Annotated in this window: 24 protein-coding genes and 1 tRNA gene; 18 read left to right on the forward strand and 7 right to left on the reverse strand. The window is 39.7% G+C overall.

Going from position 1 to position 26,022, the window contains the following annotated elements; all coding sequences use genetic code 11:
* Positions 1–460 precede the first annotated feature (460 nt).
* Complete coding sequence (locus B2V92_RS19705; protein WP_293311435.1) at positions 461–1,297, forward strand: alpha/beta fold hydrolase; 837 nt, start codon at positions 461–463, stop codon at positions 1,295–1,297.
* Between the two features lie 41 nt (positions 1,298–1,338).
* Here B2V92_RS19705 and B2V92_RS19710 read toward each other — a convergent pair whose 3' ends face one another.
* Positions 1,339–2,109 carry a response regulator gene (locus B2V92_RS19710; RefSeq protein ID WP_293311436.1) on the reverse strand — a complete coding sequence of 257 codons (771 nt, stop codon included), beginning with the start codon at positions 2,107–2,109 and terminating at the stop codon, positions 1,339–1,341.
* 2 nt (positions 2,110–2,111) lie between these two features.
* Entirely contained in the window at positions 2,112–2,807 is a 696-nt protein-coding gene (locus B2V92_RS19715) for a LytR/AlgR family response regulator transcription factor (RefSeq protein WP_293311437.1), read from the reverse strand.
* Positions 2,808–3,057: 250 nt separating this feature from the next.
* Between B2V92_RS19715 and B2V92_RS19720 the strand changes: the two genes are divergently transcribed.
* The 6 genes from B2V92_RS19720 to B2V92_RS19745 all read left to right on the forward strand — a co-directional run bounded on the left by B2V92_RS19720 (position 3,058) and on the right by B2V92_RS19745 (position 9,611).
* Entirely contained in the window at positions 3,058–3,678 is a 621-nt protein-coding gene (locus tag B2V92_RS19720) for a hypothetical protein (RefSeq protein WP_293311438.1), read from the forward strand.
* 143 nt (positions 3,679–3,821) lie between these two features.
* The gene (locus B2V92_RS19725) at positions 3,822–5,171 is read left to right on the forward strand and encodes a M28 family metallopeptidase (RefSeq protein ID WP_293311439.1); all 1,350 of its coding nucleotides are present in this window, start codon (positions 3,822–3,824) and stop codon (positions 5,169–5,171) included.
* A 42-nt stretch (positions 5,172–5,213) separates the two neighbouring features.
* Positions 5,214–5,687, forward strand: coding sequence for a TspO/MBR family protein (locus tag B2V92_RS19730; RefSeq protein WP_293311440.1), 474 nt, complete (start codon positions 5,214–5,216; stop codon positions 5,685–5,687).
* 83 nt (positions 5,688–5,770) lie between these two features.
* Positions 5,771–8,035 (forward strand): patatin-like phospholipase family protein, encoded by a 2,265-nt coding sequence (locus B2V92_RS19735; protein WP_293311441.1) that lies wholly within the window; start codon positions 5,771–5,773, stop codon positions 8,033–8,035.
* Positions 8,032–8,562, forward strand: coding sequence for a hypothetical protein (locus tag B2V92_RS19740; protein WP_293311443.1), 531 nt, complete (start codon positions 8,032–8,034; stop codon positions 8,560–8,562). Before B2V92_RS19735 ends, B2V92_RS19740 begins: the two co-directional genes overlap by 4 nt.
* Before the next feature lie 482 nt (positions 8,563–9,044).
* On the forward strand, positions 9,045–9,611 hold the full coding sequence (locus tag B2V92_RS19745; protein WP_293311445.1) for a 2'-5' RNA ligase family protein: 567 nt from the start codon (positions 9,045–9,047) through the stop codon (positions 9,609–9,611).
* On the opposite strand, the gene B2V92_RS19750 is transcribed toward B2V92_RS19745, so the two are convergent.
* Entirely contained in the window at positions 9,612–12,014 is a 2,403-nt protein-coding gene (locus tag B2V92_RS19750; protein WP_293311447.1) for a BamA/TamA family outer membrane protein, read from the reverse strand.
* A gap of 8 nt (positions 12,015–12,022) precedes the next feature.
* On the opposite strand from B2V92_RS19750, the gene B2V92_RS19755 reads away from it, so the two are divergent.
* From B2V92_RS19755 to B2V92_RS19790, 8 genes are all read left to right on the forward strand, one after another.
* Entirely contained in the window at positions 12,023–12,769 is a 747-nt protein-coding gene (locus B2V92_RS19755) for a TrmH family RNA methyltransferase (protein WP_293311449.1), read from the forward strand.
* Between the two features lie 59 nt (positions 12,770–12,828).
* Positions 12,829–12,902: transfer RNA gene (locus B2V92_RS19760), tRNA-Cys, on the forward strand.
* A gap of 34 nt (positions 12,903–12,936) precedes the next feature.
* Positions 12,937–13,107, forward strand: a complete 171-nt coding sequence (locus B2V92_RS19765) for a hypothetical protein (RefSeq protein ID WP_029275070.1) — start codon at positions 12,937–12,939, stop codon at positions 13,105–13,107.
* Positions 13,108–13,360: 253 nt separating this feature from the next.
* On the forward strand, positions 13,361–14,026 hold the full coding sequence (locus B2V92_RS19770; protein ID WP_293311459.1) for a DNA alkylation repair protein: 666 nt from the start codon (positions 13,361–13,363) through the stop codon (positions 14,024–14,026).
* Between the two features lie 99 nt (positions 14,027–14,125).
* Positions 14,126–14,773, forward strand: a complete 648-nt coding sequence (locus B2V92_RS19775) for an NAD-dependent epimerase/dehydratase family protein (protein ID WP_293311461.1) — start codon at positions 14,126–14,128, stop codon at positions 14,771–14,773.
* Positions 14,774–14,785: 12 nt separating this feature from the next.
* Entirely contained in the window at positions 14,786–15,916 is a 1,131-nt protein-coding gene (locus B2V92_RS19780) for an MBL fold metallo-hydrolase (RefSeq protein ID WP_293311463.1), read from the forward strand.
* Between the two features lie 170 nt (positions 15,917–16,086).
* Entirely contained in the window at positions 16,087–17,403 is a 1,317-nt protein-coding gene (locus B2V92_RS19785) for a hypothetical protein (RefSeq protein WP_293311465.1), read from the forward strand.
* Between the two features lie 173 nt (positions 17,404–17,576).
* The gene (locus B2V92_RS19790) at positions 17,577–17,939 is read left to right on the forward strand and encodes a hypothetical protein (protein ID WP_293311467.1); all 363 of its coding nucleotides are present in this window, start codon (positions 17,577–17,579) and stop codon (positions 17,937–17,939) included.
* A 23-nt stretch (positions 17,940–17,962) separates the two neighbouring features.
* On the opposite strand, the gene B2V92_RS19795 is transcribed toward B2V92_RS19790, so the two are convergent.
* The 4 genes from B2V92_RS19795 to nudK all read right to left on the reverse strand — a co-directional run bounded on the left by B2V92_RS19795 (position 17,963) and on the right by nudK (position 21,184).
* The gene (locus B2V92_RS19795; protein WP_293311469.1) at positions 17,963–18,991 is read right to left on the reverse strand and encodes a quinone-dependent dihydroorotate dehydrogenase; all 1,029 of its coding nucleotides are present in this window, start codon (positions 18,989–18,991) and stop codon (positions 17,963–17,965) included.
* Between the two features lie 378 nt (positions 18,992–19,369).
* A complete protein-coding gene (locus B2V92_RS19800) occupies positions 19,370–20,020 on the reverse strand; it encodes an NAD(P)-dependent oxidoreductase (protein ID WP_293311471.1) in 651 nt (216 codons plus the stop codon).
* A gap of 75 nt (positions 20,021–20,095) precedes the next feature.
* The gene (locus B2V92_RS19805; protein ID WP_293311473.1) at positions 20,096–20,506 is read right to left on the reverse strand and encodes an Rrf2 family transcriptional regulator; all 411 of its coding nucleotides are present in this window, start codon (positions 20,504–20,506) and stop codon (positions 20,096–20,098) included.
* Between the two features lie 87 nt (positions 20,507–20,593).
* Positions 20,594–21,184, reverse strand: coding sequence for a GDP-mannose pyrophosphatase NudK (nudK, locus tag B2V92_RS19810; RefSeq protein ID WP_293311475.1), 591 nt, complete (start codon positions 21,182–21,184; stop codon positions 20,594–20,596).
* Between the two features lie 151 nt (positions 21,185–21,335).
* Between nudK and B2V92_RS19815 the strand changes: the two genes are divergently transcribed.
* From B2V92_RS19815 to B2V92_RS19825, 3 genes are all read left to right on the forward strand, one after another.
* Positions 21,336–23,243, forward strand: coding sequence for an ABC-F family ATP-binding cassette domain-containing protein (locus B2V92_RS19815; protein WP_293311477.1), 1,908 nt, complete (start codon positions 21,336–21,338; stop codon positions 23,241–23,243).
* Between the two features lie 363 nt (positions 23,244–23,606).
* Complete coding sequence (locus B2V92_RS19820; protein ID WP_293311479.1) at positions 23,607–24,884, forward strand: DUF5103 domain-containing protein; 1,278 nt, start codon at positions 23,607–23,609, stop codon at positions 24,882–24,884.
* A 166-nt stretch (positions 24,885–25,050) separates the two neighbouring features.
* Positions 25,051–26,010 (forward strand): formylglycine-generating enzyme family protein, encoded by a 960-nt coding sequence (locus tag B2V92_RS19825; RefSeq protein WP_293311481.1) that lies wholly within the window; start codon positions 25,051–25,053, stop codon positions 26,008–26,010.
* The last annotated feature ends 12 nt before the right edge of the window (positions 26,011–26,022 follow it).

A 26,022-nucleotide genomic window follows, 5' to 3' on the forward strand; every position in this document is an offset into this window, starting at 1 on the left:
ACTCCATTACGCCTGGCGCTTATCCTGATGGTTAATTGTATACCCTTCGACTACGCTCAGAGGGTTAATCGGTTAATTGTCTATAACCCTGGGACTGAAAAACTGCCAACTTTGTGCCTTCGTGCCTTGGTGGTAAAAAAATTGCATATTAGTATTCGTTCATCGGGAACTGAAAACTGCCAACTGAAAACTGTTTATTGGTTTAATGGTTCATGGCTGATAGTCAAACCGCCTTACGCCATACGCTTGTCAAAACAACCGGGTACTTCACCAACCTTAATGTCCTTAACTTCTTAATGGTCAACATCTAGATTAGCTCTACTAAAGACTATTGACTCCAGACTAAGGACTAAAAAAAACCTGTTCACAGAAAATCACACCACTTTTTGTTCATTTTTTATTTTTTTATAAAAAAACAGTTACATTGTTTAACTTAAATTAGAATTTAAAATAGAAGATCTTGCATCCTATACTCATCAGAAATAATGTGAAAATACTTGGCGAGGGTAGCCAGGTAATTATGTTTGCACATGGCTTTGGCTGTGCGCAAAGTTCGTGGAAATACATGACCGATGCATTTCTAAAGGAATATAAAGTTGTATTGTTCGATTATGTAGGCTCCGGCGATTCGGACCTTAGCCAATATGATAAACGTAAATATGCTACACTGGAAGGCTATGCCTGCGATGTGATCGATATTATTGAAGCGCTCGATCTGCATGATATCATTTTTGTTGGCCACTCGGTAAGCAGCATGATTGGCATGATTGCCGCATTACAGATACCCGAAGTATTTAAAAAATTGGTTTTTATCGGTCCTTCACCAAGATACCTGAACGATGGCGAATACATCGGCGGTTTTAATGTTGGCGATCTGGAGAACATTTTCGAGCTTATAGCCGACGATTATGTAGGCTGGAGTAAACAATTGGCACCTGTAGTGATGGATACACCATCAAGACCCGAACTTTCTGAATTTTTACAGGAATGTTTCGAAGCTACCGATCCGAGTGTAGCCCTGGCTTTTGCAATGGCAACCTTTAAGGCCGATTACCGCGATAAATTAAAAGAACTCGAAGTACCAAGTTTAACTTTGCAGAGCTCGAACGATATGATGGCACCTTTATCAGCAGGCGAATTTATCCATAAAAATACACCAGAAAACTTTTTGGTGGTAATGAAAGCCACCGGACATTTTCCACACATCAGTGCTCCGGAAGAAACCATCAAAGAAATAAAAGATTTTATCAGCGGCAAAGCATCATTGTCTACTTCCGATCACCTTTACGCTTCATAACGCTTAAGCAAGCTAAAAATACCAGCCAAAGAAAAGGTCAGTTATCTGGCGTTATCCAAAAATACCAGTACCTCTTCTTTGGCTTTTTCGCATACGGTTATGATCACATCAACCTGAAACTTTAATTGCTTAGCTGATAGGTTTTCGTACTCAATGGCCTCAATTGTTGTAATAAGTTTCGGACCTAAACCCATCAGGTAAATAGTCGACCGCATTTTATGCACCAGGCGTTTTAGCAATTCTACATTTCCCCTTTCCAGGCAATCCATAAGCTGTATCATTTCGTCGGAAATCATCTCCACAAATTTTTCGGCCATCTCCAGTTCATAGCCTACATCGCCCATGCTTATTTCCTTCAAATAACTTAAATCGATGGTTTGGGGAACGAAAGACCCAACGCCATTGGTTGATAAAGCTTCGCCCGGCAGAAACTGTGTTAAAACACCAACCAGTTCTATTTTAGAGATCGGTTTGGTAAAATAACCGTTAATCCCTGTACTAAAACATTCCGTTTTCGTTAAATCCACATTTTCGGTAGTAATGGCTACTATTGGTATGGTTAATTGAAGATCGGCCCTGATCTTTTCCACCATATTATAACCCTGCGACAAGGTAAACGCTGCATCAATCAGAATAAGCTTGAAAGTAAAATCGCCAAGTTTTTTAAATGCCCCATCTTTAGATGCCGCAACGCAAAAACTTACATCATACTCGTTAAGATAGGCCGAAAGTAATTCCTGATCTAAAGCCACATCATTGATAATCAATACATCAATCAGGTTTACTGCATCGCTGCTATCTTTACCTCCCATAATTACAATATCTGCATTCTTTTATTCAGGGTTGCTTTATAGGCATCAGATACCGGTACAAAACGTTTATGCAAAATTAAAGTATTGCCCTCCACCGTATCTATTTTCCCTATATTAACAATAAACGAACGGTGCACACGTACAAAAAATTTCCCGGGGAGTTTATCTTCTATCGATTTTAAAGAGGAGTGTACCGCATGCGATTTTTCATCCATATAAATCTTTACATAATCGCCCTGGGCTTCAAGGAAATTAATATCCTCCATTTTAATACGTTTTATTGCGCCCGCATCCCTGATAAAAACATATTCATCCTGTGTATTGCCCACAAACAGGTTACTTAAGTTATATATTTCGTGGGCTTTGGTTATGGCTTTAAAAAAACGATCGGGGGTTATGGGTTTGGTAATAAAATCGACAACATTTAAATCAAAAGCTTCAACGGCATAATCCTTTTTGGAAGTAACAAATACAATCAAAGGTTTCTTCTCGCCCAACCCCTTTACCAGATCGATCCCTGATACGCCAGGCATCTCGATATCCAGAAATATCAGGTCTACTTTGTGCGCGGCCAGATTTTTATAAACCTCTGCCGCATTCTCGCAGGCTGCAACCAATTTCAGGGAAGTATCAATTTTCAATAAGCGGATTAATGTATCCCTGGCAATTTCATGGTCATCAACGATCAGGCAATTCATTGTTATCAGATTAGCGGCACAAATAAAACTAAGCATTAGGTTGATAAATATTTTTCAGGAATAAATAATGAACAAAATGAATAAAATATATATTTGCAGAAATCCGATCCCTAGTTCGTCACGTATATACGCCCGTTCGTCTATGATTTCTGCCTTTCTACCGCCTTGTTATAGGCTCAAAAGCTAATCAGCCCGTACATTTGATCATCAATCAGAAAACAGATTTTAAACCCTACTTAAAAAAAATAAAATGAACACCATTAAAACAACTGCACTTTCATCCCTTATCATCCTGGCTGCTTTTACCGCTAAAGCACAAACATTTAAAGAGCCTGTTGGCTACAAACTAAAAAACGGCATGAACATCATTATTTCAGAGAATGACAGATCGCCTAAAGCTTATTCGAGTTTCACTTTGGATGCAAAAGCATTTGAAGGTAAAAAAGACGGTGTGGTTGAATTATTGAATGCCGTGCTGAACGAAAACGTTGGTAAAAACCAAAACATCAGTTTTAATGATAACAGTGGTAAATTGGCTACGGCAAGTGCAGATCTTGATAAAGATTTAACACAGATGGCCTCGTTGATCCAAAAAGCAACCATCGATCAAAAAAGCTTCAATACTGCAAAGACAAAATTGATGGCCAGTTTAAAAGCGCATGATTATGATTATGATCAATCGGTAAATGAAGCATCTATCAACGCTTTAACTTTAGCCGATGTACAGAATTTTTATAACCAGATTTCTCCGGAAAAAACCTTTTTAACCATTGCAGGTGATGTGGAACTAAGTGCGGCAAAATCATCAGCTAAAAAAGCTTTCGGCAACTGGAGCAAAACAGAAGTAATTGCTTCCGCAGTAGCAAAATAACATTAAAACCAAACAACATGGCCCTTTGATGAATTTCAAAGGGCTTTTTTATGCCCAAAATGTTACATAGAAACCGTTTTGTACGCCATTTTTTAATGTTTCATTCAATATATTAGCTATCTAATTAAATTTTGACGATAAAGATGAAAAAAATCTACTCCATTATACTTTTTACCGCTATAAGTTTATCCATAAAAGCACAAACCATGGTTATCCGTAACCAGGACATCGATAAAATGGTAAAATCGGTTAACCAGGATTCTTTAAAATCGTATATCTCTAAAATGGTTGCCTTCGGTACCAGGAGTACGTTAAGCGATATTAAAAGCAAAACCAGGGGAATTGGTGCCGCCAGAAATTGGGTAGTGGGTAAATTTAACCAGTTTGCCAAGCAGAGCGATGGCAGGCTTACCGCATATTTGGATACAACAACCTTTAAGCCCGATGGGAAAAGGGTAGATCAGCCAACTTTACTGGGCAATGCCGTAGCTGTATTAAAAGGGACCGATGCCAGCGATAAACGTGTGTATGTAGTAAGTGGCCACCTTGATAGCCGCGTTACCGATGTAATGAACAGAACAAGTGATGCTCCCGGCGCTAACGATGATGGCAGCGGCGTTGCAGGCGTAATTGAAGCGGCAAGGATTATGAGCCAATATAAATTTTCGGCCACCATTATTTTCGTAGCAGTAAGCGGCGAAGAACAATCTTTACTGGGATCGGGTTTTATGGCTGCAAAAGCAAAAAAAGAAGGCTGGAATGTAGATGCCATGCTGAACAACGACATGATTGGCAGCAACAACAGCAGCGAAACACAGATTATTGATAATACCAGGTTACGCGTTTTTAGTGAAGGTTTACCAGGTTATGAGCTGGATAAAAATGCAAAGAACATCCGTCAGTTTGGGCTCGAGAATGATGGAAAAAGCCGTCAGCTGGCGCGTTATGTTAAAGAAACCGGCGAGCGTTATGTAGACCAGCTCGAAGTAAAACTGATTTACAGGAACGACAGGTTTTTACGTGGTGGCGATCATACCCCATTTGTAGAAAACGGTTTTACAGCCGTGCGCATCACCGAAATGAACGAAAATTTCGATCACCAGCACCAGGACCTCAGAACAGAAAAAGGTGTTAGATACGGCGATCTTCAGGAATTTATGGATTTCGAATACCTCCGTAAAAATACAGGTGTAAACATTGCTGTTCTGGCTAATCTGGCAAAAGCACCATCCGCACCTACCGAAGTAAAAGTAGATGTAAAAAACCTGAGCAACTCTACCTATTTATATTGGAAAGCACCTGTTAATGGCACTGTAAAAGGCTATTATGTGCTAATGCGCGAAACCAGTAGCCCGGTTTGGGAAAAGAAATTTTTTACCACAGCCACCGAATTAAGATTGCCTTACAGCAAAGACAATTATTTATTTGCCGTACAAAGTGTTGGTAATGATGATACTGAAAGTTTAGCCGTTGTTCCGGGTATCGGCAGGTAAAACTTTTTAGGTTTTACCGTTGTTTAAACCCAAATTTGCAGCATGAAATTTAAACCGGTAGCTTTTATCATTAATATAGCCATTACACTGGGTGTTGGAGCCCTGGGCGGATGGGCCACTGCCCAATCTGTTAAAACCTGGTATCCAACACTCAATAAGCCCTCCTTTAATCCGCCCAATTACCTTTTTGCCCCTGTTTGGACAACGCTTTACGTGCTCATCGGTATTGCAGCTTACCTGGTTTGGACCAAGCGCGATAAAATTGCCCACTTTCCGCGTACGGTTGCCATTTATCTGATCCAGTTGATCCTCAATTTAGCCTGGTCGTTCATTTTCTTTTACCTCCGTGAGGTAGGTTTTGCCCTCGCCGAAATTATTTTACTGTTGATATTCGTCGTAATCAATGGCTTTACCTTTTACAAAATCAATAAATGGGCCGGGCTGATTTTTATCCCCTATTTCTTATGGGTAAGTTTTGCTACACTTTTAACCTATAACATTTTCATATTGAACTGATTTTAAAAGAAAAACACCTATTTTTAGGCGTGGTAACTTTTAATAGATTTTTGCTGATCCTTTTCGTTCTGTGCTGTAACCAATTGCAGGCGCAAAAGGTTGGTTTGGTTTTTAGCGGTGGCGGTGCAAAAGGGTTATCACACATCGGTACCTTAAAAGCACTCGAAGAAAACCACATTCCTATTGATTACATTACAGGCACATCAATGGGCGGTATTGTTGGCGCCATGTACGCCGCGGGCTATAGCCCCAAACAGATTGAAGAAATAGCATTAAGCAACGATTTCCAGAATTGGGTAAATGGCCGTTACACCAGCGATTATACCTTTTACTTTCAGAAAAATGCACCAAATGCATCTATGCTTACCGCAAAGGTGGCTATCGATACGGGTTTCCACTTTAGCTTTCGCTCCAACCTTATTAACGATATTCCGTTAAATTTTGCCTTTCTGGAGCTCTTTTCACAGGCATCAGCCGTATCAAAAGATAACTTCGACAACCTTTTTGTGCCTTATCGCTGTATGGTAGCCGATGTACTTTCGCAAAAAAGTATCACTGTAAGTAAAGGAAGTTTGGCCGAGGCTGTAAGGGCAACCATGACGGTTCCGATTATCTACAGGCCGATAAAACTTGATGGCAAATATGTTTTCGACGGTGGCTTGTACAATAATTTCCCTGCAGACGTGATGGAAAGGGAGTTTAAGCCTGATTACATGATCGGTGCCAATGTCTCATCAAAAACCTATAACGAATACCCAAAAAACATCGACGACCGCCTGATGAACCGTTTTTTGGTATACATGTTCCTCTCCAAATCAGATTCGACCATGATCGGTAAAAACGGAGTATATATCCAGCCCGATCTAACCAATTATAGTGTAACCAACTTCGCCCCTGTTGCCGATCTGATCAAAAAAGGTTACGATGCCACCATGGCCGATATGCCTAGGATCAAAGCGCTGATCAGCAGAAGGGTGAGCGATGCAGACCTGGCCAAAAGAAGGGAAAAATTCAATGCACAGAAACCCGAGCTAAAATTCAGCAATGTTACCGTATCTGGCGTTAATGCACAGCAAAAGAAATACGTAGAAAGGCTTTTTAAAAGCGACAAGGCCACTTTCGACCTGAAAGACATTAGGCGCGGTTACTACAAACTGGTTGCCGATCAGACGTTTGAAACGGTTTATCCCAAAATTTCCTACCAGGCCGCAACCGATAGTTATACCTTTGAGGTAGTGGCCCAGCCGAAAAAGAGTTTTAAACTCGAGTTGGGCGGTAATATTTCTACCAGGCCCATCAGCAATGTGTTTTTGGGCGCACAATACAATTACCTTAACCGTAAATCGTACACCTTTGGTACCAGTTTTTATTCCGGCCGTTTTTACGAATCGGTACAGGTGAACGGACGTGTTGATTACCCCACCAAACTGCCTTTATTTCTCGCCGCAGAGCTCACTTATAACCACTGGAACTATTACAACACCAGCCAGATTTTTATCGAAAACCCCCGCCCTATCTACATCGAGCAATCCGACCGGAAAATCGATCTGATGGTGGGAATGCCTTTAAATTACAACACTAAAATCGTTCTCCACTCAACATTCATCAACAATAGCGACCACTATAGTCCCAATAATACCTTTAACGTTGGGGATGTGCTCGATGAAACCGTTTTTAATGGATTTAGGGGTTCGTTAAATTTTGAGAAAAACTCGCTTAACCGGAAACAGTATGCCACAAACGGACAAAGCTTTTCATTAAGCTTTAATTACACCACCGGTCGCGAAAATTACGACCCCGGAAACATCTTCCGCAATACCCCTGGTTTTGTTAACAGTCCCGAATTTAGCCGTTTGCACCATTGGGGCAGTATAAAACTCACACAGGAAAATTATTTTTTACACATCAAAAAGTACACACTCGGCTACATTATCGAAGGGGTGATCTCTAACCAGCCCCTATTTGGCAATTATTATGCTACTTTGTTAACTGCACCGGCATTTTATCCGCTGCAGGATAGCCGATCGTTATTCCTCGATAAGTTCAGGGCTACCACTTATGCAGCCGGCGGGATAAAAAACATTTATAATGTTAAAAAAAATCTCGATTTTAGATTGGAAGGTTACTTATTTTTACCGCACAAGGAGTTTGAGCTGAACAGTTTCCAGGGTATAGATTACGCAAAAGCCATCACCAAATTACGCTATGCGGGTACGGCAGGCCTCGTTTATCATTCTCCGCTGGGTCCGGTAAGCTTAAGCTATAATTTATATAACGATGCCATTAAAAGAAATGGTGTATTATTGCATATCGGTTATTTAATTTACAACAAACGTTCTATCGAATGAAACGGATCATATTTTTATTATCGCTTTGTTTAACCAGTTTTTTCAGCTTTGCACAAAATGCAGCGATCAACAATTTTTTGGTTAAAGAAAACCTGCTTAAAAACAATAAACTGGCCATTATTGCCGCCGATTCGTTAAATACCCCCGATGAAAAAATCAACGGCACCTATACCTTTAGCGTAAGCGGTTTTACGCAGATCCTGAAGTTTAACGATGGCATCGCCGTTCTGCCCCTACCTATCGATAAATCTACATTTGTGTACATCAAACACCAGAACGATAGCGGCACGCACAGCAAATTGGTTTACGTGTATAAAAAAGATACCGATTTAAGCCCCTACGCCATCAATAGCTTATGGCTGTTCATTATCCCCATCGTACTCATCATTATTGCCTTTGCCTTCCGTAAGCTTATTATATTCGTGGTGATCGTATTTTTGGTATTTGTGTATTTTAACCACAGCAACGGCTTAAATCTTTCTACCTTTTTCGAAAGTATTTTTGATGGACTGAAAAACCTGGTCTGATGCCGCAGCTCCATCATGCTATAAAAAAAAGGAATCTTTGTGGTGTCAGATGTTCCCATCTGACACTGGATTACTAACTTAATCAACACTTTAATAGCTATTTTTTTTGAAAAGCAGTATCCGTGGGGCTTCGGTTCCGCCAGTCCCGCCCTTTGCTTAATCCCGATAAAAAAATCGATAAAACAAGTTATTGCGCGATCGGGATAACGCTGCCGGTCGGGTTTATTTTACCTATTTCCGTCATTTCGACCGCAGTGGAGAAATCTGTGCCACAAAACAACTCATTTGTTTAATATTTTCCTTCGATAAGTTTTAAGTGTTAATCCGTGCATCCGTGGCTAACACTCGACACAATAAGTGGTCCGTGGAGACACGGACCACGGTAGTAGGCGCTTTCGCTCATTTCTAACGAGTGAGAAATAACCAATCGTTTTCAACGATTATCTATTTTTATTTACTAATAATTTTAGTAAATTTGTTTCATGGAAAATCTTTTTTTAGTCTGTTTAGTTCCTCCTGTATCTATTGTAGAGGATATTGATGAAATCAGAACCTACATTTCAGCGCAATTTAACGTGCACGAATCCTTAAAAAGACCTGCGCACATTACTTTATATCCACCGGTTAAATTATCATCACTGGAAGCGGAAAACAGGTTTTTCAAAGCCTTGCAGGAAGCCTCTTTCCACACGCCTTTTACACAGGTGTTAAGAAATTTCAGCGCGTTCCCCGAACATACGTTTTTCCTCGATGTAGAAAAAAATGAGGGTGTTATGAATCTTGAAAAACAGATATCAAAGCAGTTACAGCCACTAAAATTGATCGAGAAAAAAGAGAAATTCAATCCACACCTTACCCTGGCATTCAGGGATATAAAACCTGTTTTCAAACAGATTACCGAAGCGTTTAAAGACCGGAAATTTAAACGCGAATTTGCGGTCTCCTCTTTTTCCGTTTACAAGCACCAGGATAAAAGATGGCAGCCTTTTAAAGAATTTTCTTTCAAAAATCCCGATACGAAACCCAAAGAATTAAGCCTTTTCGGTTAATTAGAACGGCATGCCTATACCAAAGTTATATTGCAGGAAACGGTAGGTATCAGGGCCGTGTGTGGCATTGTAATTATCTTTAAATTCTCTTGCCCCTGATAAAAACTTACTGATCACCCATTGATCTGAACCCGTAAACTGGGGGTCTTTAAGCTTCAAACCAACATCGAACCTAAACACAAAGTATTGTACATCGTACCTCAATCCTAAACCGGTACCCACCGCAAGCTGTTGTGCAAATCTGCTCAATTTAAATACGGTTTGTTCGTCGAGAGACGGAGTTCCAACGAGGATTGATTCGCCTTTACGTAAATTCCATACATTACCAATATCAACAAAGGCAGCTCCTTTTAAGGTTGCACCAAAAAACTTTTTCGCCACGGTAAAGCGGTATTCAAAGTTTGTTTCAATCCGCATGGTTCCAAGCTGATCGAGACCAAAAAATGCTTTCCGTAAAGTATCGCTTCTTAAAAGTCCCCTATCGTAGTTCCCCGGACCAATGGTTCTGGCCTGCCATGCCCTAACCCCGCTCGATCCACCTGCAAAAAATTGCTTTTCGAAAGGGATGCCCGTTAATTCCGAATTTCCGTAAGCGTAGGCTACACCAGCATTTAAACGTGCAATAAACTGCCTTTCGCCACCTAAATGTTTGTACCACCTTAAATCAACCTCCGGGCGCATGTATTGGTTAAATGGCAAACCCAATATTTTTGCAGCATTGTTCACGGTATCTTTTTTGGAGCCCGTTAGTTTAGATATTCCCTGCAATAAATTTCCGGCAATGTCCATTCCAGCCCTTAAATAAACAAACGAACGGTATTCATTCAGCTTATTTGCATTTAAGGTATAAGTATATTTCATCCCTAAGGTTAAATCCTTCCGGCCTAATAATGTAGAGTAATAAAGGTTATTCAATACGGTTTGTGCATCTACATTAGGATCCAGATAGCCAAAACGGTATTCAAAGTTCAAAGGCGTAAAAGAGTGCAGTTTAGATTTCGTTTCAACCCAGTCGTAAGTAATCGAATTGATAAAGATCCGCCGCACCGAAACATCCTTTTGCAGGGCATAAATATAACTGCTCGAAAAAGTAGTATGCGGCATTCCGTTCCCGCCCAGGTTAGGGTTATAAAAAGGGATCATTAACCTGGGTACCGTAATACTGGCACTGATCGAAAAATCGCGCTGGTAAATATCACTGAATGGTTTCGCCCCATTACCGATCCTCGATTGTAAACCACCTTTTACCTGCAGCTCAAACCGTTCCGCTCCCCTAAAAATATTGTTATTGGTATAGGTATTACTCAGGTTAAAACCAACTGTACCACCGTTAAAAGGCACCTCACCTTCAATACGGTTACTCATTACTTTTTGTGGAATAAGCTGGATTACAGCATTTACCTTATTCGAGGTACTATCTCTCCTGAAATAATCAATTTTTACGTTTTTAAAAACATTTAACTCATATAAACGGTCGTAGGTAAGGTTCTCATTCCGGATATCGTAAAGTTCTCCCTGCTTTAAAAAATCGTAACGAACAATCGGATTTCTACGGTAACGCTTAGAGAAATCGGTAAATATTACACCGTTTAAAGTATCCTTACTTAATTTATAGCGTACCGAATCAGGAAAACCATCAGGGTTTGGCGCAATAATCATGTGCGTATAACCGATATTAAACTGTTTGTGCGGCCCCTCATTCGGATCGTTAACATTCAGGTTCAACTCCATCTTATTGGTTTTAGAAGTCGCTTCTGCACCGTAAACATCAAAACTTACATAAGGCCTTAAAAAATAGAAATAACCGTTTTCTTTCATAATACGGTAAATCTGTTCCCTTTCGTAGGTTAGCGAATCTTCATCATATTGCATCCCTTTGTGCAAGTGGCTAACTCCAGCCTTATTCGCTTGGTAAAGGTTCCTGATATTCACATTCGGGATCGAATCAGTCAGTTTATCAATAAAATAGGCCGGTCCGGGTTTTGCACTAAAAATTACCTCTGCTTTTTTATTCGCTACTTTGATGGCAGAAGTAACCTCTGCCTGGCGGTACCCCTTGCTTTTTAAAAACTTCTGGATCTGGGTCCTCGAAATTTCTACCAGTGTACTGTCCAAAATAGCAGGCGGTGTACCAAAAGGTTTGATATCATTCGTTTTGTATCTTCCATTTTTTGTATTGAAGAGGTTGTACAAAGGCACCTGGATACTGAGCTTAGAAGCAGGCCGGAGATCTTTCTGGACATAATTATAAGCCTGCTCCTCAAATTTCTTGTCAACGCTGTCAATCGTTACCTTTTTAACGATCGATTGGTAGTCGGCAATGTATTTTGTTGATGAACAGGCCTGAATTAAAACAATAATAAATAGTAATATTGCAGTGCTTTTCAGTTTAATATTTATCAAGTATTGGTATGCTTTCAAAATCACAGATTAGTTTTATAAAGTCGTTACATCAAAAAAAGTACCGTAAAGAGCATGGTTTATTTATTGTTGAAGGCATAAAATCCATAAAAGAGTTTATCCGGTCAAATTACCACATCCATACCATATTTTACAACAGCGAACAATACAATTTGTTACCCAAATTGCCTGCAAATATAAACTTATTTGAAGTAAAGAACGCTGAATTAGACAAGATTAGTACGCTGCAAACACCACAGGGCTTTTTAGCCTTGGTCCACATCCCAAAAAACAGACAATTGGATCAAAAAGAGCTCAAAAATCAGTTCACTTTGGTTTTGGATGGCGTACAGGATCCGGGCAATATGGGTACCATTATCCGTACGGCAGACTGGTTCGGTTTTAAAAACATTATCTGCTCGCTCGATAGTGTAGAAGTATTCAATCCAAAAACCGTACAGGCTACAATGGGTTCGCTGGCCAGGGTAAATATTTTTGAGGCGGATCTACCTGCTTTTTTAGCTGATAATACACTACCTGTTTTTGGCGCTTTATTAGATGGCGGATCGATTTATAAAACACAATGGGGGAATGAAGGATTGGTGATTTTAGGCAACGAAGGCAAGGGAATTTCGCCCGAAGTGATCAAAAAAATAAATAAACCGGTAACCATTCCAAGGATCGGTGAGGCCGAATCCTTAAATGTTGCCGTGAGCGCTGCAATCTTTTGCGCTGAATTAGTGCGAGTTCGAAATTAAATTGAGATATTATTTGCGGGCTAACTAATAATTGCTATTTTTGCAGCCTTGAATTTAAAGGTCGAGTGGCCGAGTGGCTAGGCAGAGGTCTGCAAAACCTTCTACAGCGGTTCGAATCCGCTCTCGACCTCCATTTGTACAAATAAAATAATAAAAAGGTTATTACCATGGCAGTTACCAGATTAAAAAGAAAAGACAGAAGAAATAAAAATACAGCTCACCAAGAGGTAGCATTTTTAAAAAGAGCAACTAACATCGAGTTAGGTAGCCGTTCTGCACAACCTAAAAACGATCAATTAGCTAAAAACAATGCTGTTTTAGCTGCTTTGGCAAAATAGTTTTTAGAACTAAAAATTTTTAAAGCATCCTTCTGATCAAAGGATGCTTTTTTTATGCGTTAGTATTTTAAATCGATTTATAAACACTTCGTGTAATGATGTTTGGCCACACTATTAAATAAAAAGCCGTCACCCTGAATTTATTTCAGGGTCTAAAAGATGCTGAAATAAATTCAGCAAGACGGACGCTTGGAAACTTCCTTCCTTCCTTTAAAAATCTTAACTTTAACCTATCAGATTTTTACGGAGAAATATGAACCTTACCGAAACCCTTTCTACCCTCCAATCGCTTGCAGATGAAAAAGTGCGGAAACAGCACCTCAAAAATGGCGCCCGCGAAAATCTATTTGGTGTTAAAATGGGCGATATCAGAACCCTGGCCAAAAAGATCAAAACAGATCATCAGCTGGCATTAGCGTTATGGGAAACCGGAAATATCGATGCCAGGATGCTGGCTATCCTGATTCTAAATCCCAAAGAATTATCTGCTGCAGAAATCGAACAGATGGTTTCTTCAGAAGATTTTGCCTGGGCAGCCGATTGGTTTTACAACTACGTGGTTAAAGAATATACTGATAAAGAACAATTTCGCGAAAAGTGGATGAATGCCAACGATAAAATGCTGGCCCGTGCAGGCTGGAGCTTAACCAGCGGCCGCATAGCCAGAGATCCGGAAGGTTTAAACATCCCTTCAATCCTGGATCGCATTGAAAGCGAAATGCCAAAAGTCGCCCCTGAAACCCAATGGACAATGAACACCGCACTGGCACAGATCGGTATTAATCATCCTGCATACAGGGAAAGGGCTTTGGCAATAGGCGAAAAACTGGGTATTTACCGCGATTATCCGGTTTCTAAAGGTTGTACTTCACCATTTGCACCAATCTGGATCAATGAAATGGTAAAAAGACAGAAATAAACCAACGCTTCATGAACCTTTCAGCAAAGCAAAATTGGACCGTTCAACAAAGCTTACAATTATTTAAATGCTGATCTTTGTCTAAAATTAAGGGATAATATGAAGGTAATTATCACAGGAGCCACCGGAATGGTTGGCGAAGGCGTTTTGTTCGAATGTTTAGAAAATCAAGCCGTAAAGGAAGTATTGGTTGTTAACCGCAGGTATTACGATCTCGAACATCCTAAGCTGAAAGAACTGATTGTGGGTGATTTTACAAAGCTTGAAGGTTTTGAAAGCCAGTTATCAGGTTACGATGCCTGTTTCTATTGCGCAGGGATCAGCTCTGTAGGCATGAACGAAGAAAAATACAATCATATCACTTACGAAACCACCATGGCATTTGCCAACCAGCTGGTAAAATGGAACTCAGGTATGGTTTTCAATTTTGTTTCTGGCGGACACACCGATAGCTCCGAAAAAGGGAAAATAATGTGGGCGCGTGTAAAAGGGAAAACCGAAAACGCCTTAATGAGACTTCCCTTTAAAGCGCAGTACAATTTCCGCCCGGGTTTTATGAAACCTTTTAAACAACAAAAAAATGTAAAGGCCATCTTTAAACCTGTGATATGGATTTTCCCCATCCTGTTGCCCAAACTGGCTTTAACGCTAAAACAGGTTGGTCAAGCCATGATCAATGCCGTACTGAAAGGTTATCCGAAGCAGGTTTTAGAAATTGCCGACATCAAAGTACTGGCTGCAGATTAAACAAAACAAAAGATGCGCCGATTTTTAAAAATATTAAGAAACACCTTACTTTCTTTACTGGCTATTATAGCGGTTTTAGCCATCATTACCTTTTTCTATATGAGGCAACCGCAATTTGGGGCTTCGCCTGAAGGTGACAGACTCGCCAGGATAGAAAAATCGCCCCATTATAAAGATGGAAAATTCCATAACGAGATTGAAAAACCAACTATTTCTGAGGGCTACACCATTGCCGGTGAGATTTACTCCACTATATTTAAACACCATCCACGCACCAGTCCTGTAGATTCTATTCCATCTGTAAAAACCAATCTATTCAACATTCCCTTAGATTCAAATGTACTGGTTTGGTTCGGTCATTCTTCAAGTTATATCCAATTGGACGGCAAAAGAATTTTGATCGACCCTGTTTTCAGCGAGCGGGCATCCCCGCTACCATGGGGCCCCAAAGCTTACAGGGGTAGCAACATTTATACCGCAGCCGATATTCCGCCTGTTGATTACCTGATTATTTCGCACGACCATTACGATCATTTGGATTACCAAACCATTGTTGCACTTAAAGATAAAGTGAAACATGTAATCTGTGGATTGGGTGTAGGCGCACATTTCGAATATTGGGGTTATCCGGCTGAAAAGCTGATCGAAAAAGATTGGGATGAACAGGTTAACATTGGCACTAATTATACCATCTATACCGCTCCCACCCACCACGAATCAGGCCGTGGTTTACGCAGTGCAAAAACGCTTTGGATGTCATACGTCATCCAATCGCCATCCATGAAAATTTATTATAGTGGAGATGGAGGTTACGATAACCATTATGCCGTTACAGGCAAAAAATTTGGCCCAATTGATCTCGCCATTATCGAATCCGGACAATACGATAAAGCCTGGCGCTCGGTACATAACCTACCCGAAGATGTGCTGCAGGCTGCGAAGGATTTAAAGACTAAAAGGATTATGCCAGTTCACAATTCTAAATTTACATTGGGAAAACACCCATGGGATGAACCTTTAATCAAAATTTCAGCACTTGCCAAAGCCAATAATATTCCATTAGTTTCGCCAATGATCGGAGAAATTGTGTATCTTAATAACCGAAAGCAACTGTTTAAGCAATGGTGGCTTGGAGTTAATTGACCCGCATTTACAATAAGTATAGCAAAAACGTTACTACTAAAACATATTTGTCTACCAGAAATAAATGCTGATAAAAATAGATCAGCTTAACATTATCGGCACCAAAGTACGTCCCAGCTTAATGGCGCCAAAAAGTTTTTTAAGATCAGCGAAAACAAAACCGCTTTAAAATGGGAACGATCAGATACATTGCAAAAAACATTACCGAAACTGCAGAAAGTAGCAAATGGATAGCCTCCAACGGAGATATAGCATTTAATACAACGAAGGAAATCATACAGCAGAGCAAAAACAATATCCAATATAATCAATACAAACCAATTGTAACTAGTGAAGCTGAAGATTTCGACATTACCTTCTCGCTAAATAAAAATGAGACTACTGTAGTTCCTTTGGGCATTTTGAATTTTAATAATGGATATGAGAATCCGTATTTCGCATTTGATTATGCTTTGACTGTACATGATATAGATGCACTGGAATTTCAGATTAAAGATGCAGATGAAAATGTAATTTATCAACTGAACAACCTGGCTCCTGTTGTGGTTACAGCATCGAAAGTACCCCAAATTAAAAATGAAGCTAAAGAGTTATTACCAGCATATCCGAGTAAAACCCCGGATTTTAAAACAATTCTTGAACAATTTAGCCTTTCGCCTGCCGATTATACAAAAATAGGATCGTACGTGTTATATTGGGATGGTTTCGACAATAATGAAGTATACGATAGTACGCGTTTCAACAATAAAAAACTCACTGCCAAAATAACTGCCATCAAAGCCGGAAAACGAAAAAGTTTAAAAGTAAATTTTTCTACGCATTACGAACAGGTAGATTGGGTGGATGTTAAAATAAACCGAAAAAACAACAGGATCGACACGATATTAAGGGTCAACCTAAAAGATGGTGGTGCTGAGGGATTGGACTGCTGGAAAAACACAAGGGATTTTAATCAACTACATAATAAAAGTCAAATTTGTGATTGGGATAAAATCCCTGAATCTGAAATAAAATCCGATCAACCCATTTTAAAAACAAGAACAAAAACTTTTGAAGAGTTAGAAAAACTTGCAATAGCGGGTATAAATTATCATTGGGGCAGAAACAAAAACCACTTCATTGCCCATGACATCAAAATAAATGGCAAGCTTTTCGCATTTTTTATGAATGCTAAAAACTCAGAAGAAAACTCCATAGGTGAAGTAAATCTCATTTATAACACAAATGGTGATTGGATGCGTTCAGGAAACCCAGGTTCAATAAAAGACCCTATGACAGCTGTTGGAAATATTATCTCAAGACAAGCTATTTGCTATAATGTTGGTTACATAAATTATTCTAATGGTTGGGGCTATAGTCCTGAAACATCTGAGGATCAAGTATTCAAAGATACCTCCGCACATGAGATAGGCCATGAAATACTGAAAAAATACGGAGGAACAATTTATTCTTATGGGCACAAAGGGAGTGTTAATTCTATATTTTAATACAAGTATAATGATGCTCCCGAAATTCCCTTAACTGGCGAAATTGATATAATGCCCTATTTTTCAGACAATGTTTTAGGAGGAGAAACTCAACAACCAAATTATTTAGCGAGAAAAATAGCCGCCGAAAAAGATGTATTAGGGCTTATGTGGCTTAGTAAATTAAAAATTAAATGAAGAATGTTGCATATTTACTTATCTTTCTACTAATTAATTCTTGCACACCCTCGTACTACTATGGGTATGTTTATGATTATGATAAGAAAATACCTTTAGACGGTGTTAAAATATATGATGGGCACAATAAAAAACAGAGTACAACAAATAAAAGAGGATATTTTGAACTTATTAAAACTAAAAATAGTTCGAGCATACTAATATTTGAGAAAGAACATTATCAAAATGACACCATACCCTCTATTTCTATTCAAAATGGAGAATTGATGAAAGAAAGATTCAAAGGAGAGAAAATTTATTTATTTAGTGCTAAAAGTACTTTTAGAGATTCGATATTGAAGGCTAACAATTTTAGATAATTTCGAAAATGCATTCCATCAAACTAAACCAAAGCTTTACAAATGCTTTTGATCAATCCTGGGCCTTCGTAGATAAAACCGGTATACAACTGCACCAATGAAGCGCCTGCATCCATTTTTTCCTGCGCATCTTTTGCCGAATGAATCCCACCGACACCGATAATAGGAAATGCTTTGTTCGATTTTTCTGAAAGATAACGGATCACCTCGGTTGAACGTTCTTTAACAGGTTTTCCGCTCAATCCACCGGTTTCGGCTTTTAAATTTTGCTCAGTAGCTAAATTTTCTCTGCTAATGGTGGTATTGGTGGCGATAATGCCCGCAATATTCGTTTCCGCTACAATTTCGATGATATCATCCAGTTGCGCATCGGTTAAATCGGGAGCAATTTTTAATAAAATCGGACGCGAAATATCATTTTTACGATTGCGTTGCTGTAAGGTATTGAGGATTTTTTTAAGCGGTTCTTTTTCCTGCAGTTCGCGTAAGCCCGGGGTATTGGGCGAACTTACATTCACCACAAAATAATCTACCACATCAAACAGGCGGTCGAAACATTTAATATAATCGCTTACCGCTTCTTCATTTGGTGTAGCCTTGTTTTTCCCGATGTTTCCACCTACAACAATATCGGGATGTTTATCTTTTAGCAGGCGCAAACGTTCGGCCATTACATCTACCCCTTTATTGTTAAAACCCATCCTGTTGATCAGGGCTTCATCATTGGGCAAACGGAACATACGTGGTTTGTCGTTTCCCGGCTGGGGCATTGGCGTTACCGTACCTACTTCGATAAATCCAAAGCCCAAATTGCTTAGTGGCTCTACATATTCGCCGTTTTTATCAAAGCCTGCGGCCAAACCAACCGGGTTTCTGAATTTTATACCGAAAACTTCGCGTTCCAATCCTTTAATATGAACATCAAAGCTGCTTCTGATAATGGTTTTACCCAAAGGAAACTTATCATTAAACCATTTTAACCGCTTTACGACGAAATAATGTACGTTTTCAGGGTCAAACTTGAAGAATATTGGTTTAATAAGGCTATACATGCCACGAAGATAAGAACTTATAGGTAATTATGGAAGATGGAAAATGTAAAATGGATGATGAATCTTCCAAGTTCATTATTCCATTAGCCATTAGTTCATTGGTCTGGGTGGATAAATACAAGTTTAATATCCAACATTTGGTTGATGGATCATGGTTGATGGTTTGATCGTGCGTGTCCCAGAATTAAGGTTGATAGATCATGGTTGATAGTTTGATAGTCATAAAAGATAATCACCAATAATCAATTTTCAATCATCAGTGAACCACACGCAATAAGCATTTCGGCTATCAACTATGAACCATCAAACCATCAACTAACTAACCAATAACTAACCAATTTCCCCATCATCCATTTTCCATCTCCCATCATCCATCCTTTAGTATGCTGCGGTAAACTGCTCCTGGTGATGTGCGTTATTTTCCAGTTCATCAACAATTACAATCGCTAGATCCTCTACCGATAAAATAGAACGGCCTTCTTCGTTAAAAACCGGACTTGTTTTTCCTAAGCGATATTTTCCGGTACGACCGGTGGTAATACCGTGGTGCATTTCAATCGCAGGACTAAAAAACAACCAATCTAATTCTGTTTCCTGTTTTAATGTGTTAAAATAATCCCTTACTGCAGTTGCACCTGGTTTATATTCTGCAGGGAAATTAGGTCCGTCAACAATCTGGTGTCCATCAATCTGTAAAGTACCCGCACCACCAATAAAAATATAACGTTTTACGCCTGCTGCTTTTACCGCTTTTTGGATGGCTTCTGCGCCCTGCACGGTGTCATTGTATAAATTTGGATTGGTCCAACCGGCATTAAATGCACTTACTACGGCATCAGCACCTTTTAAAGCTTCTGCTAATTTTTCAGTATCCAAAACGTCGGCAGCTACTTTAGTTACGTTATCGCTGCTGTTTTCAATTTTGTCGGTATCGCGTGCAATGGCGGTTACTTCGTTCCCACGACTTACCAGTTCATTTAAAATGGCTTTACCTACAAAGCCCGATGCTCCAATTAATGCTACTTTCATGTGATTTAATTTTTAATTTATTAATCTATTTTTAATATTGTAATATTTTTTATTACAGTTATACCCAAAAAAAATTTATTCAAACTTTGAGGCAAAATCAGCCAGTGTTTGTTTAGATAAATTTGCGATCAGGGCATTTTCGGCATCACTATACAACGAATCTAAATGTTGGTTAATCTGCCTGCCTATCGGACATTTCGGATTAGGTTCATTTTTACTCTGCCCCAATACATTACTACTCCTAACCGACTTATACACTTCGCCCAGGTTAATATCCTTCGCATTTTTAGCCAGAAACGAACCTCCTCCTTTGCCTTCTTTACTCCCAACAAAACCATTTTTACGCAAATTCATAATTTCCTTGCGCACCAAAACAGGATTGATATTAATACTTCCCGCCAGATATTCCGAGCTCACCACACCACCTTTCGCCTCGTTTAACAAGGTTAAGATGTGTAAGGAAATAGGAAACCGGCTGTTGCTCATTCTGTAATTATTTTTATTACAGTACAAAAGTAGAATAATTTCTTCATTTCCATGAAACTTAAAGTCATTTAACTTTTCTCTGACAATTTACTGTTTTAAGAGTAATCCGGTAAGTTGCGCGTGCTGCAAAAGCATAATGGTTTTTCCATCCTTGATTTTTCCGGCAGCAAGCATGTTTAATGCGTCAGTAAAAGGAATTTCGAGCACTTCGATGTTTTCCTGTTCCTCGTGATGACCGCCACCCTCGCTTATTTTCATGTCTTTTGAATATTCGGCCACGAAAAAATATACAATTTCGGTTACAGAACCCGGCGACATATACGCTTCGAAAACCTTTTTTACATCTGTAATTTTATAACCTGTTTCTTCTTCCGTTTCGCGTTTAATTGCTGTTTCAGGGTTATCTTTATCCAGCAGGCCGGCGCAGGTTTCGATCAGCATGCCATCTTCACTTCCATTTAAATAGGTAGGTAGACGAAACTGTCGGGTTAAGATCACACTTTGTGTTTCCCTATTATAGAGCAAAATAGTGGCTCCATTGCCCCTGTCATAAGCTTCGCGGCTTTGGGTTTCCCAGCTTCCGTCTTTTCGTTTATATTCAAACGTTACTTTATTCAGCGTGTACCAATTATCAGAAAGAATTTCTTTGGCAGTTATCTTTACATTACTGTTATTCATATAGGATCATGTTTTCACGTACAAACCTATCAATTTTATTGAGTGCGGTTGAACAACAATTTAAAAAACCGGTAAGTTAAAAACAGCTAACATTTCCTATTTAAGTTTCGATCTGAAAAAAGCCTTTAAAATTCGTACTTTTGCAGCCGAAATGATTTCAATAAATAATTTAACATTCCTGATCGGCTCAAGGGCCTTGTACGATGACGCCAACTGGCACATTAAACCAGGTGACAGGGCAGGTTTGATCGGTGCCAACGGAACAGGAAAATCAACACTTTTAAAAATAATTGTAGGCGAGTATGCCCCGAGTTCGGGTACCGTTTCGATGTCGAAAGACCTTAAAATTGGCTACTTAAACCAGGATTTACTTTCTTACGATTCGCACCATAGCATTTTGCATGTGGCCATGGAGGCTTTTGAGCGCCAAAACCAGTTGCACGATGAAATTGAGGAATTGCTTAAAAAAATCGAAACAGATTATAGCGAAGAGGTTTTATTCAAACTGAGCGATAAACAGCAGGAATTTGAAGCTTTAGACGGTTATAACATCGAATATAGGGCCAACGAAATCCTGGCCGGTTTAGGTTTCAGTACAGCAGATCAGCTGCGTCCGCTAAATACCTTCTCGGGAGGTTGGCGTATGCGTGTAATGCTGGCCAAAATCCTTTTGCAGGATCCGGATATCCTTTTACTCGATGAGCCTACCAACCACATGGATTTACCTTCTATTAAATGGCTGGAAAATTATTTAATGGGTTTTGAGGGCGCTATTGTAATTGTATCGCACGATAGGTATTTCCTGGATAAGATTGTAAACCGTACGGTCGAATCTCGTAAAGGTAAATTAACCGTTTATGCGGGTAACTATAGCTTCTATGTAGAAGAAAAAGCTCTACGTGGCGAAATCCAAAAAGGCGAATTTAAAAATCAGCAAGCCAAAATCAAACAGGAAGAACGTTTAATTGAACGTTTTAAAGCAAAGGCTTCTAAAGCAAAAATGGCGCAGTCGCGGATGAAAGCTTTAGATAAAATGGAACGTATTGACGATGTTGACGATGATAACCCAACGGTAAACTTCAGCTTTAAATTTACCAAGCCATCAGGCCGTCACGTGGTACGTATCGAACATGCCACCAAACATTATCCAAACGTGCATATTTTGGAAGATGCAGAAGCAGTGATCGAAAAAGGTGATAAAATTGCCCTGATCGGAGCAAACGGTAAAGGTAAATCTACCTTATTGAGGATGATTGCCGGTACCGAAAAATTCGAAGGTCTTTGCGAAACCGGTCATAATGTAACTACAACCTTCTTTGCTCAGCACCAATTGGAATCGCTACACCTTGAAAATGCGATTTTAGAAGAATTACAGGCATTTGCACCAAAACATACCGATACCGAATTGCGTAGTATTTTAGGCTGTTTCCTGTTTACCGGCGATGATGTTTTCAAAAAGATCAAAGTGTTATCGGGAGGGGAAAAATCGCGTGTGGCATTAGCGAAATCGTTAACAACAGATTCGAACTTTTTGATCCTGGATGAGCCTACCAACCACTTGGATATTCAATCGGTTAACATCCTGATCCAGGCTTTAGAGCAGTTTGAAGGTACTTTTATTGCAGTATCACACGATAGGTATTTCCTTGATAACGTGGCCAATAAAATTTGGTTTATCGAAGGCGAAAAAATTAAACAATACCCTGGTACCTACGCTGAGTATGAGGAGTGGAACAGCAAAAGGGTAATTCCGGTTTCTAAACCGATTCCGGTTAAAATGCCCGAAAAACCAAAAGTAGAGCCAAAACCCAATACCCCGAATACAGCCAGTCAGTTAAAAAAACTGAACGACGAACTGCAGAAAACAGAAAAACTGATTACAGAACTGGAGCAAAATGTTAAAAGCATCGAAGCAGAACTGGCCGACGAAAATGTTTACAGCAAAGCAGATAAACTTGCCGAAGCCAACAAACGTTATGTGGCAACCAAAGCTGATTTAGATAAAAGCCAGGAAAAGTGGGAAAGTTTAGCCGCCGAGATTATGGAGCTTGAAGGTTAGTTTAACCACAGGTTTAATTAAATATTTAGCCGTTCCGATGTAAAATCGGAACGGCTTTTTTGTATGAGTTTTTTGCACTAAGTTTTTTTTGCCACGGATTCACACTCTTCGCCCCGTCATCTCGAGCGGAGAGATCAATTGAGATAGATTTTGCTTCGGTGGCTTAAACTTTGACAATCTTAATATGCATAAAGCCAAAAAGATTGTCAAAGTAAGTGTTTCGGATTCACACTCTTCGCTCCGTCATCTCGATTGAAGCGCAGCGGAACAGAGAGATCTATCTCGAGACAGATTTCTCGACTCCGCTCGAAATGACGGTAATCTAGAATTTTGCCACTTCCCAATAAAACTTTACTTTTAACCATGCAGAAAATATTAATTCCGGTTTTATTTTTCATCTCCAGTATAGCTTTCGCGCAAAACGACCGAACCTTTACCAACGAGAACAGGACTTATCTTCCGAATATTAAAACAGTACTATGCTATAACAGTAATAAAGAACAAAGTATACCGGTAATTATGCTCAACTCGTCAGAAACCATTACTTTTTCTTTCGACGATCTGCTTTCAGGTACCCAAAACTACTGGTATACCATTGAGCATTGCAATGCCGAATGGCAACCTTCTCAAATTTCGAGTATCGATTATTTAGGAAGTTTTAACGACGACCGTATCCTCAACTACCGTTATTCATCCAACACGACCCGGAAATATACCCATTACGAACTCAGCCTGCCAAATACACAGATCCAGCCCAAAATCGGCGGTAATTATGTGTTAAAAGTATATCTGGATGGAGATAAAAACAAACCGGTTATTTCGCAGCGTTTTTACGTGCTCGATAGCCAGGTGGCGGTAGCGGCAGAAGTAACCAACTCCATGCAGGTAGAAAACCGGAATTACAAGCAAAAGATCAATTTCACCATTAACCATACTTTCCCGATCTCAAACCCTTATCAGGATCTTAAAGCGATCGTGATGCAGAATTTTAATGCCAATACCAGCATACTGAACACAAAACCATCTTTTGTAAGGCCAAACCAACTGGTTTACAACGACCTTAACACCAACGATTTTTGGGGAGACAATGAGTTTAGAAAATTCGACACCCGTAGCTTAAGGTACAAGGCCGATAATGTTAAAGATATATACCGTGATAACGAATCGGTAAACGTGATGCTTTTTCAGGACGCGCCGAGAACGGTTGGGGCTTTTGCCAACCAGTACGATGAAAATGGCAATTTCTTTATCCGCAATACCGATGGCCGTGATGATAAAACAGAATCAGAATATATGGGGGTATTGTTTACCTTAAATGCCGCTGCCCCCAGTGCCAATGGCGATGCCTACGTAATTGGTCGTTTTAACAATTACACCATGGGTAACGACAATAAACTCCTGTACGACGCCAACAGGAAGCAGTTTTATGCTAACATGATGCTTAAACAGGGTCTTTACGATTACGAATATGCCTGGTTTAATAAAGACACCAAAACAATGGAAACCAGATTTTTTGAAGGTGCATTTTTCCAGACGGAAAACAGCTATCAGGTTTTCGTTTATTACCGCCGCCCTGGTGCCCGCTGGGATACGCTGATCGGTTTTGCCAACCTGAGCAATAAAGTTAGCGATAGAAGATAAGCCCTATTCCCTGCAGGCATTATTAATTGTCAACTTGACTTTTAATGTTACATTTCTTACCTTTATTGTTACAATGATTCTCACTGTTTTAAAAATGGTTGTTCTACTTTAGTATTTCAGAATTAACCAGATAACAGCTAGAAAACATTGTTTCTAACCAATAATTATGTTTAAGAAATTAATTGCCGCTGCATTAATCATCAGTCCATGTGTGCAGATTTTTGCACAGAACCAAACCGGTCCGTATACACAAACCATTAACGGAACCAAATTAAAATTCGATATGCAGGCCATTCCGGCAGGCAAATTTAAAATGGGAAGCAAAACAGGTAAACCCGATGAACAACCTGTACACGAAGTAAAAATAGATGCTTTCTGGATCGGGATACACGAGGTAACCTGGGATATTTTTGAACCTTTTCTTTACCGCGACTACGAAAAAAAAGCCAGTGAGGGTGCTATTCCAGCTGAAGTTGATGCCGTAACCCGCCCTACAAAACCTTATCTCGATATGACCTTTGGGATGGGTAAAGAGCACCAGCCTGCAGTAGCCATGACCCAATACAATGCCATTCAATTCTGCAAATGGCTTTATGTGCGTACCGGTGTTTTTTACCGTTTGCCAACAGAAGCCGAATGGGAGTACGCCTGTAAAGCCGGAACCGAAACTAAATACTCTTTTGGTAACGATCCTGCTAAACTGGGCGATTATGCCTGGTATAAGGACAATAGCAACAACAAAACGCACCAGGTAGGACAGAAAAAACCTAACGCATGGGGTTTGTTCGATATGCATGGAAATGTTAGCGAATGGACCTACGACCAGTATATTGCCGATTTTTACAGCAAAGATAAAACCACCGAAAACCCTGTTGCCAAACCCGAAAAATTGTACCCAAATGCTGTCCGCGGCGGTTCTTATGATGAAATAGCAGATAACCTGACTTCGACAGTAAGATTGGCTTCCGATCCATCATGGAAACAACTGGATCCCCAGATCCCAAAAAGTAACTGGTGGTTCCCAGAAGCGCCTTTTGTGGGTATGCGTTTGGTACGTCCAGCAAAAACACCTTCAAAAGAAGAAATAGATGCTTATTACAACAAACAGCCTATAAAAGATTTTTAAAAAATATCCTAA

Source organism: Pedobacter sp. UBA5917 (genome assembly GCF_002432345.1).
Classification (GTDB): Bacteria; Bacteroidota; Bacteroidia; order Sphingobacteriales; family Sphingobacteriaceae; genus Pedobacter.

Bases quoted from the DNA above. Each gene is read 5' to 3' on its own strand.
- B2V92_RS19710 (WP_293311436.1), bottom strand. From the start codon at position 2,109: ATGGGAGGTAAAGATAGCAGCGATGCAGTAAACCTGATTGATGTATTG.
- B2V92_RS19715 (WP_293311437.1), bottom strand. From the start codon at position 2,807: ATGAATTGCCTGATCGTTGATGACCATGAAATTGCCAGGGATACATTA.
- B2V92_RS19720 (WP_293311438.1), top strand. From the start codon at position 3,058: ATGAACACCATTAAAACAACTGCACTTTCATCCCTTATCATCCTGGCT.
- B2V92_RS19725 (WP_293311439.1), top strand. From the start codon at position 3,822: ATGAAAAAAATCTACTCCATTATACTTTTTACCGCTATAAGTTTATCC.
- B2V92_RS19730 (WP_293311440.1), top strand. From the start codon at position 5,214: ATGAAATTTAAACCGGTAGCTTTTATCATTAATATAGCCATTACACTG.
- B2V92_RS19740 (WP_293311443.1), top strand. From the start codon at position 8,032: ATGAAACGGATCATATTTTTATTATCGCTTTGTTTAACCAGTTTTTTC.
- B2V92_RS19745 (WP_293311445.1), top strand. From the start codon at position 9,045: ATGGAAAATCTTTTTTTAGTCTGTTTAGTTCCTCCTGTATCTATTGTA.
- B2V92_RS19755 (WP_293311449.1), top strand. From the start codon at position 12,023: ATGCTTTCAAAATCACAGATTAGTTTTATAAAGTCGTTACATCAAAAA.
- B2V92_RS19765 (WP_029275070.1), top strand. From the start codon at position 12,937: ATGGCAGTTACCAGATTAAAAAGAAAAGACAGAAGAAATAAAAATACA.
- B2V92_RS19770 (WP_293311459.1), top strand. From the start codon at position 13,361: ATGAACCTTACCGAAACCCTTTCTACCCTCCAATCGCTTGCAGATGAA.
- B2V92_RS19775 (WP_293311461.1), top strand. From the start codon at position 14,126: ATGAAGGTAATTATCACAGGAGCCACCGGAATGGTTGGCGAAGGCGTT.
- B2V92_RS19780 (WP_293311463.1), top strand. From the start codon at position 14,786: ATGCGCCGATTTTTAAAAATATTAAGAAACACCTTACTTTCTTTACTG.
- B2V92_RS19785 (WP_293311465.1), top strand. From the start codon at position 16,087: ATGGGAACGATCAGATACATTGCAAAAAACATTACCGAAACTGCAGAA.
- B2V92_RS19790 (WP_293311467.1), top strand. From the start codon at position 17,577: ATGAAGAATGTTGCATATTTACTTATCTTTCTACTAATTAATTCTTGC.
- B2V92_RS19795 (WP_293311469.1), bottom strand. From the start codon at position 18,991: ATGTATAGCCTTATTAAACCAATATTCTTCAAGTTTGACCCTGAAAAC.
- B2V92_RS19800 (WP_293311471.1), bottom strand. From the start codon at position 20,020: ATGAAAGTAGCATTAATTGGAGCATCGGGCTTTGTAGGTAAAGCCATT.
- B2V92_RS19805 (WP_293311473.1), bottom strand. From the start codon at position 20,506: ATGAGCAACAGCCGGTTTCCTATTTCCTTACACATCTTAACCTTGTTA.
- nudK (WP_293311475.1), bottom strand. From the start codon at position 21,184: ATGAATAACAGTAATGTAAAGATAACTGCCAAAGAAATTCTTTCTGAT.
- B2V92_RS19815 (WP_293311477.1), top strand. From the start codon at position 21,336: ATGATTTCAATAAATAATTTAACATTCCTGATCGGCTCAAGGGCCTTG.
- B2V92_RS19820 (WP_293311479.1), top strand. From the start codon at position 23,607: ATGCAGAAAATATTAATTCCGGTTTTATTTTTCATCTCCAGTATAGCT.
- B2V92_RS19825 (WP_293311481.1), top strand. From the start codon at position 25,051: ATGTTTAAGAAATTAATTGCCGCTGCATTAATCATCAGTCCATGTGTG.